An 8066-nucleotide genomic window follows, 5' to 3' on the forward strand; every position below is an offset into this window, starting at 1 on the left:
AGGAAATAGACCAGGTCGCAGTGAACCGCGGGCTGTGAAGCGTCGTCCAAAGGCCTACCCTCGTTTGACAGTACCAAGAAGACAAACGGCGTAATCCTGTGGTCAACCACTTAAGGTCGTGCCATTAGGGACAGACCCCGATTAAACGCCATTGATTTCAATTTGACATTGAGACATGTAAACCTGAAAAAGTCAATAAAAAGTATCCTCTTGGTATCACGGACCTGAATCAGACCGCGCAACGGCGGGAGTTTTGGAGGGGGAGCGAAGGTGCGAATCCCAATAGCGTTCTCTATGAGCAGGAAAAGAAACATAACTGCTTTTTCCTCTTGCAATTTCCATAAACAAGAGCTAATCCTTTCATTCTGTTCAAAGAACGGCTTCCGTCGCACCTTGTGCAGAAATAAATCCCCTGGAGGCGACCAACAACGCTCCTTTTGCCGTTTGCATCACCCCAAAGTCAACCGGAATCAACACAATGTCAATTTGAATCACCCCGTTTCAAACCGGAATCAACCCGATTCCAATCGAAAATGGTCCAATGTCAATTGACATCAGGGCAATTCCTGTTGACATTGACCCGATTCCAATTGGAATCAAGGCAAAGTCAATTGGAATTGGATCAAAGTCAATCGGAATCAGAGCAATTCCAATTGGAATTACGTCAATTCCGGTGTGCATCATCCTGATTCCGGCGTGTTCCGCGCCGGAGGAAATTGTACAACTCTTTATCATAGCTGTATATTTGTTGTGTGAACCCTGTTGCCGAGTGGATCTCAGCCGCAGCCGAACAAAAAAACACAGTATCCCGGAAAGGAGGAAGTACCATGCGTTTTCCGAAGACTGAATCAAAAATCAGAGCCTTGGCCCAGAACATCATTGCCGGGCTTGATGGAAACCCGAATTTTCCCTCTCCGCCGATCTTGCCGGCGGACTTGCAGAGTCGTCTGAATGCGGCGGTCAGTTCCGCTGATGCGCAGGTTATGGCACAGGCAGCGGCAAAGCAGGCAACAGATATCAAGCAGGCCGCCTTTGACGACTTGATTACGGACATGAAAACCGTGCTCCATTATGCCGAAGATACGGTGCATGACGATGATGCCAAATTGTCGGAATTGGGTTGGGGCGGCAGGGCTGAACCGCATTCCTTGGAGGTGCCGGGTCAGCCGAGGCTTCTTGAAGTGCTGCGGCAGGGAGCGGGCTGGCTGACTCTGGATTGGAAAAAGCCTGCGGACGGCGGCGCACCGGCTTCCTACAGGATTGAACGGCGCGAGCTGACCGAAAACGGTATCTGGACGCTGGCCGGTATCTCTGTCGATACCGAAGTCACGCTCAACGATCAGAAGCACGGCAAAGAGTGGGAATATCGGGTCATCGCGGTCAACAAGGCGGGCGATGGCGAGCCGGGCAACACGGTGACGGCGTTGCTGTAAATGAATAAAAAGGGGACAGATTTGTTTTTCAATTGCAAGACACTGAGAAAGGGGATTCCTGAAAAAAGAAGAAGAAATCTGTTCTCTTTTTTTATTATCGTGCTGTTTATTGCGGGGACTGTCTCTTCCGCAGCAGCGGAGGAAGGTCTGCCCGATGCCGAGGAGATCAAGGAAACCTCTGCTGTTATTGAAACGGTCAGCAAAAAGAGTGATGATGCAAAGATCAAGCAGCGGGCTGAGGGAATTTTTGCCGAAATTCCCGGCCTGGAAAAGGTAGTCGTGACGGTTTCAGAAGGAGTGGTGGTGCTTTCCGGGCCGGTTGCCAACGAGGAGTCAGCCCAGCGTGCCCTCCATCTGACCAATCGCCTTGCCGGAGTGGTGATCGTCCAGGATCATATTGAACGCACCCTGAATCTCCAGGAGAATCTTAAACCAAGGGCTGCCGAGTACGCGGACAAGGCCAACCGTTTTGTCAAATCGCTGCCTTTGATCCTGACCGCTCTGGGCAGTTCCACGCTGATTTTCCTGGCAGGTTTTCTCCTTGCCCGCTTCTCCCTGCTCTGGGAGAAGATTACACCCAATCAATTCCTTGCAGAAATCCTGGCCCAGATCATCCGCATCATTGCCATTGGCGGGGCCGTGCTGGCAGCCATGAATCTGCTGGGCGCAAGCCGGATGATCGGCACCCTGCTGGGCGGGGCCGGGGTGGTTGGTTTTGCTGTGGGTTTTGCTGTTAAAGACACTATTGAGAATTATATCGCCAGTATCATGCTCAGTCTCCGCCAGCCTTTTCGACCCAGGGATTTTGTCTCTATTGATAGCCACGAAGGCGTGGTTATTCGCCTGACTTCCAGGGCCACCATTTTGATGACGGTGGACGGCAATCATTTACGGATACCGAATGCGGTGGTGTTTAAGGCGACTATTCTTAATTACACGACCAATCCGGAGCGTCGTTTTGATTTCACCCTGGGCATAGGCGTGAACGATGATCCGGTTGCCGCCACTGAGGCCGGTGTTGAGGCCATCGCCGGCCTGCCCTTTATCCTGGAGACTCCCCCGCCCGGTTCTTTTGTTGAAATGATGGGGGATGCCAATATCGTTATTCGTTTTATGGCCTGGATCAACCAGACGGAAACAGACTTTCTCAAGGCAAGGAGTTATGCCATGCAAAAGGCAAGGGAGGCCCTTGAAGAGCAAGGGTTCTCGCTGCCAGTGCCGAGTTATAACCTTCGTTTTGATGAGGGCACGTTACCCTTGCCGAAATCAACGCCGGAGCCTGAGCCGGAGAAGGAGCAACCCGTCCGCAGGGAAGATATTACACCAGTTGATGAAATTGACGAAATGGATGTGCGTCCTGAACAGCACCTTCAGGAAAAGGTGGAGGACGAGCGCAAGGCCACCCAGGAAGTGGATTTGCTGGATGAAGACAGCCCCAAGGAGTAAACGCCATGTTAATTATAAAAAAAATTGTTCCATTGTTATTGCTTCTGTTTGTCAGCAATGCTTGCTCAGAGCCTGTTAATAAGACGCTTGATGAGCCAATTAAAGGCAATGCAGGTTCTAAGCTTCAGGCCGAGAGTTTTGAGACATTTGATGAACCCTGGGCCATGACCTTTCTCCCGGAAGGGGATCTCCTGATAACGGAAAAGCCAGGTTCCCTGCTCCTTTTCCGAATGCGGGATCGATCCAAGGTGCCGGTTCAGGGAGTCCCGCCGGTGGCCTATGGTGGTCAGGGCGGTTTGGGAGACATCATTCTCCATCCTGACTACAAGAAAAATCACCTGGTCTATCTATCCTATGCTGAGGAGGATGATTCCGGGAACAGGGGAGCCGCTGTTGCCCGGGCGCAATTCCAGTCTTCAGCAAGCAACCCTAAGCTGGAAGATCTGGAGGTCATCTGGCGACAAGTGCCCAAGGTGTCCGGCAAGGGACATTATGCCCATCGTTTGGCCTTTGGCCCGGATGGAATGCTTTTTATTACCTCCGGGGATCGGCAGAAACAGGAGCCTGCCCAGAGCTGGACGCAAAATCTGGGCAAGGTGATCAGGCTTAATGCGGACGGTTCCGTGCCGCCGGATAACCCCTTTCAGGATAAGGGTGAGCTTGCCAAAACCTTCTGGACCCTCGGACATCGCAATTCGTTGGGTATTGCCTTTGATAAGCAAGGCCAATTATGGGCGCACGAAATGGGGCCTCGCCATGGTGATGAGTTTAACCTGATTATTGCTGGTGATAATTATGGTTGGCCTCTGGTCTCCTGGGGAGATCAGTACGGGGGATTTGCTATTCCTGATCATGATACGCGACCGGAATTCCATGCGCCCGAAGCCTACTGGGTACCCACTGTCGCGCCCTCGGGCCTGATCATATATTCCGGGAACTTGTTTCCTGACTGGCAGGGGAATGCCTTTCTTGGTGGTCTGCGCTCGCAATCGTTAGTGCGGATAAAGATTGAAGGACAGCAAGCAGAGGAGGCTGAACGCTTTGATATGGGCGAGCGCATCCGGGAGGTTGAACAGGGGCCAAATGGGGCGATTTGGGTTTTGGAGGATGGAAACGGGGGGAAGTTGTTGAAGTTGAGGCCAGTTCAATGAGGCGAGTCAGGTAGATCTATTTGAGTACAACGAAAACGGACAGTTTTTGCTCGTTACGTTTATTAATTTTGTTTGGTTTCAGTTAACATGAAAGTCACTTTGGTAAACCCGGAAGAAAGAATAGTTGGTGTTCAAAAACAGGATACCGATGACCCTAATTTCATGTATCTCATGAGTGGCTTTCCAAAATACTATTGTCCGATTTGTGATGATATCACAGTGTTCAAAATAGACAGCAAAGTTAGTATAGAATTACCAAAAGAAGTACGTGATGCATTTGACGAAAAAACTAACATAAAAGAGTACGAGGAAAATTATAAAGATATAGTCTGCCGTATTTGTATGAAGCCATCTAGGTTGGTCTATTCAATCGATGAATTTCATATGGCATATTATAGATATTATGCGAAAATAGTCCTCGAAATAATACCAAGATGAATCCTCTGTGCATTAAACGGAGACCGTTTGTTATCTTTTCAAGTCGAGTTGTCTTGGTTCGCAATATTTTATCTTTTATGCTGTTCGAGTCGAGAGCGAAGTACATTGCCATTGCAATTTTTGCCCTCGTGTTTGTTTTCATCGTGATCAAACATGATAGAAATCCGCTTGAAGAGTTTGGCTATTCCTACGACCTGGATATAGGACCTACTGGCACGTATTATTCATACGAGTTTTTTAGAAAGTACAAGGGAAGGGAAATTAGAGGGCCATTGGTTGCTGGCTCAATGCTCAAACTCTCATATGATGATATTGATTCCGATGGAATGAGTGAAATAATAATAAAGAGTTCAGTTGATAAAAGTTATAGGACTATTATCAAAGCGCATCCGGAAATATTGGTCAATGGTAAACATTTTAGCATAGTTAATAGCAAGGGATTGAAAGTTAATTGGCCTATTGATGGGTATACATATCATTAATCGTATGTCGAATAACTATCTCCAGCCAAGTAGGCTTGCATGACTGAAACAAAAGCAAGTAACTCCTCCAATTGAAGTCGTTGGGCTTGCCTATATCTTAGCCAGCCCGTTCATGGGTGCGTGTTTCCTGTTGTTTATATGATCTGATATTATGTGGAAAAATTGTAGGAAGACCGCAATGATAGTCATTGTTGTCGCAAGTAGTTGGCTGTTCTATCTTGCTGGGGATATTATCGCATTTTCCACAATTAATCAAACACCTCAAAGTGATGTTGCCATTGTTCTGGGGGCAGCTGTCTGGAAAAATTCTCCTTCACCCGTGTTTGAAGAACGGATCAAGCACGCTATTGCGCTTTATCAGCAAGGCGTTGTCACGAAGATTTTGTTTACTGAGGATTTGGAAACGAGAAACAGTATGCTGAGTCGGAGGTTGCCCGTAACTATGCACTCAAGCAAGGGATTAATCCTTCCGATATTCTTATAGAAACTGTATCGAAGACCACACAGCAAGATTTTTTTGAAGCTCAAAGACTGTTAAAGTCGCATGCGCTTCATTCAGCAATTCTTAGTCAGCGTTATTCAGGAAGTAAAGCAGGATTTGGTGCCGATCCAAACCTCGGACACGAATGGGTAGAGAAAGAAAGGAATTCTTTATTCATAATATGTATTTGTTGCTTTTGCGAACGCTTTCAGCATCTTGGGTATTTCTATATCCCTTTCCGCCAAACTGCTCCCGCGCAAATAAACAACATACAGGTTGTTTATTTTGACATCAATTTCATTGGGGGGAGTCTTTTCTTCTATAATTTTTACTGCCATTTTAGCCGCTTCTTCACCTTGTTCATATGGAGAAACAGCTACCGACATCATCCCGCCATCTTCAACAAAAAATCCCCAACACCCTATATCGGGTATTTTCAATCGTGGAGAAGTCCACTCCAGTACCTTTGAGGGATTCATTGTCTTACCATTTTTATCCAGAATTGTATGATAATGGGTGACAAGAAGTATGTCTCCTATTTTATTTGCTTTTTTTATTGCCTGCTTCCATTCTTCAAATGTCTCGCACTGGAAGGATTTAACAAGCTTGAGCGGATTCCATTGAACATCGGTTAATTCTTCATGTATTGATTGGGAGGTAACTGATGCATCAGAGATATGGACAATTCGCCTCTTATTTTCAGGTAAAATTTGAACAAAAATTTCTTTGAACTCCTGAAAAGGAATTCTTTCGAGAACTCCTGTTACATTTGTCGCTTTTTCAAAACCATACGCCTTGGGCTCTGCGTTAACTCCTGTAAAAACTATATTGATTGATTTGCTGTTTTTAAAATGAACAGCGACATACTTCTGTGCATTATCATCGACAGTAATAATAATATTTGGATTCCATTGCTTAATCGCATTTACTGCTATTTTTCCCGCCTTGTCTTTGTACTCAGCTGATGGATTTCTTTTGGTATCCATGTAGTGCCAACGTATAGAATAGGGCTTGTCTTTCAGGATTCTTTCAATGCCGGTGTTTATATCTCGTGTCCATGAAAAATCAAGATTATAGCTGTGTAAAACAAAGATTCTGGGTTTACTCAGGTTCGTTATAACAAGGAACATTATAAGTATCGTAACGAAACAGGCTGTTAATAATCCGATTATTTTGTTTCTCATAAAATGCCAACCGATTTCCAAAATGGTATTGATGCGTATACTGCCGCTATCCTGAAGAATACTGAAATAACATTAAATTTTAAAATCATTTTCTTGTTGAAAAGTTTTTTGGGTCCTGTCAATTCGTCAAAGAGAAGGTAATAAGAACACTGGTAAGGCATGATCCAGGAATCACTCATAATAAGAATTATAAATCCGATAACCCAAGGATTCATTCCGTTTAAAAGCGCTATGGGGAAAAGGACTGAGGCCAAAATTGCAACAGTTGCAGTATTGGGAATAAATAGCCTGAGAAGCATCGTGCTTCCTGCAAGGAGTAGAACAAAAAGATAAAAATTATCTTTCATATATGTTCCTAGCCATAGGAATTCATTGCCCAGCGAGGTGTCAAGTCCAAGATATGACATTGTTTTAATCAGTCCTATCAAGGCTCCGAGGTACAGAAGAAACGTCCAGTCTACATGGTTTTTGAAATCTTTTTTTGACAGAAAGCCCAGCACAAGGATGATGTAGAGAACAGCAAAACCAATCCAGGGAAGTTGAATTTTATGTATTGATGATGTTGCGATACCCAGAGCAAAAAGAGCGATTCCGCCGATAGCGGCCCATTCCTGGGCAGATAATGGCCCGAGCACTTCATACTGTGCCTTTATAATGTTTTTGGAAAGTTTCGGTTTATCACTGTTGTGAAACATTATCTGGGTAAGTATAAAATAAAATATCAGTAAAACTAAGCCAGCAACAATTGCTGCATAAAACCAGTATCCCCAGTCAAAACGTTCCCTTACCTGTATGGGCAGTATGCCGAATACGATAAAATGCATAGACTTACTGCTTAGAAATATACTGGAAAACATTGTAAAACCGGAAAAAGTCGCAATTGCAAGCCTTGTTGAGGCTTTTCCCTTTTTTTTATAACCCAGGGATTCGACCATATCCAATAAAATTGGCGTTGCAATCCCTATTCTTCCATTTGCTGAGGGGAAAAGGGGAGTAAGAAATATACCGGTTATAAATATTGCCAAAGAATGCCAGAATTGAGATAATGGGAGAAATCTAAATAAGTTTATAACTATTCTATAGGTTAACCCACTTGTCGTAAGGACAGCGCTTAGTCCGAAAATGCTCAGGGCCATAAAAAAACTTCCCGAAGTAAAACCGGAAAGCACTATGTTCGGCGGTGCTATATCCAGAACAAGTATTACTATCACTGCCATTATGCTCGGAATAAACTCATCTACCAACCTGAATATCCACATAATAACAGTTGCACTTGCTACGGTTAAAAATATTTGTGCTTTCCAGTCAAAAGAGAGTATGTCTCTAATGGCACGACCTTAAGTGGTTGACCACAGGATTACGCCGTTTGTCTTCTTGGTACTGTCAAACGAGGGTAGGCCTTTGGACGACGCTTCACAGCCCGCGGTTCACTGCGACCTGGTCTATTTCCT

Annotated in this window: 8 protein-coding genes; 6 read left to right on the top strand and 2 right to left on the bottom strand. The window is 45.3% G+C overall.

Features of this window, described 5'->3' with window-relative positions; translation table 11 throughout:
- The first annotated feature begins 827 nt into the window (after window positions 1-827).
- The 6 genes from L2082_RS17275 (at window position 828) to L2082_RS17300 (ending at window position 5434) form a co-directional block, all read left to right on the top strand.
- Window positions 828-1433 (top strand): fibronectin type III domain-containing protein, encoded by a 606-nt coding sequence (locus L2082_RS17275; protein ID WP_446010761.1) that lies wholly within the window; start codon window positions 828-830, stop codon window positions 1431-1433.
- The gene (locus L2082_RS17280) at window positions 1434-2879 is read left to right on the top strand and encodes a mechanosensitive ion channel family protein (protein ID WP_446010760.1); all 1446 of its coding nucleotides are present in this window, start codon (window positions 1434-1436) and stop codon (window positions 2877-2879) included.
- Between the two features lie 5 nt (window positions 2880-2884).
- Window positions 2885-4030: a PQQ-dependent sugar dehydrogenase gene (locus L2082_RS17285; RefSeq protein WP_446010759.1), complete on the top strand. Its 1146-nt coding sequence runs from the start codon at window positions 2885-2887 to the stop codon at window positions 4028-4030.
- Window positions 4031-4117: 87 nt separating this feature from the next.
- Window positions 4118-4468: a hypothetical protein gene (locus tag L2082_RS17290; protein ID WP_446012032.1), complete on the top strand. Its 351-nt coding sequence runs from the start codon at window positions 4118-4120 to the stop codon at window positions 4466-4468.
- A 53-nt stretch (window positions 4469-4521) separates the two neighbouring features.
- Entirely contained in the window at window positions 4522-4950 is a 429-nt protein-coding gene (locus tag L2082_RS17295; protein WP_446012033.1) for a hypothetical protein, read from the top strand.
- Between the two features lie 178 nt (window positions 4951-5128).
- Window positions 5129-5434, top strand: a complete 306-nt coding sequence (locus tag L2082_RS17300; RefSeq protein ID WP_446012034.1) for a hypothetical protein — start codon at window positions 5129-5131, stop codon at window positions 5432-5434.
- 167 nt (window positions 5435-5601) lie between these two features.
- Here the strand turns inward: L2082_RS17300 and L2082_RS17305 are convergent, their stop codons facing one another.
- Together L2082_RS17305 and L2082_RS17310 are read right to left on the bottom strand one after the other, a co-directional pair.
- Window positions 5602-6615, bottom strand: a complete 1014-nt coding sequence (locus tag L2082_RS17305) for an ABC transporter substrate-binding protein (protein WP_446012035.1) — start codon at window positions 6613-6615, stop codon at window positions 5602-5604.
- Entirely contained in the window at window positions 6612-7943 is a 1332-nt protein-coding gene (locus L2082_RS17310) for an SLC13 family permease (protein WP_446012036.1), read from the bottom strand. The genes L2082_RS17305 and L2082_RS17310 overlap by 4 nt, the downstream gene beginning before the upstream one ends.
- Between the last annotated feature and the right edge of the window lie 123 nt (window positions 7944-8066).

The sequence above is a fragment of the Candidatus Electrothrix sp. genome, from assembly GCF_052785085.1.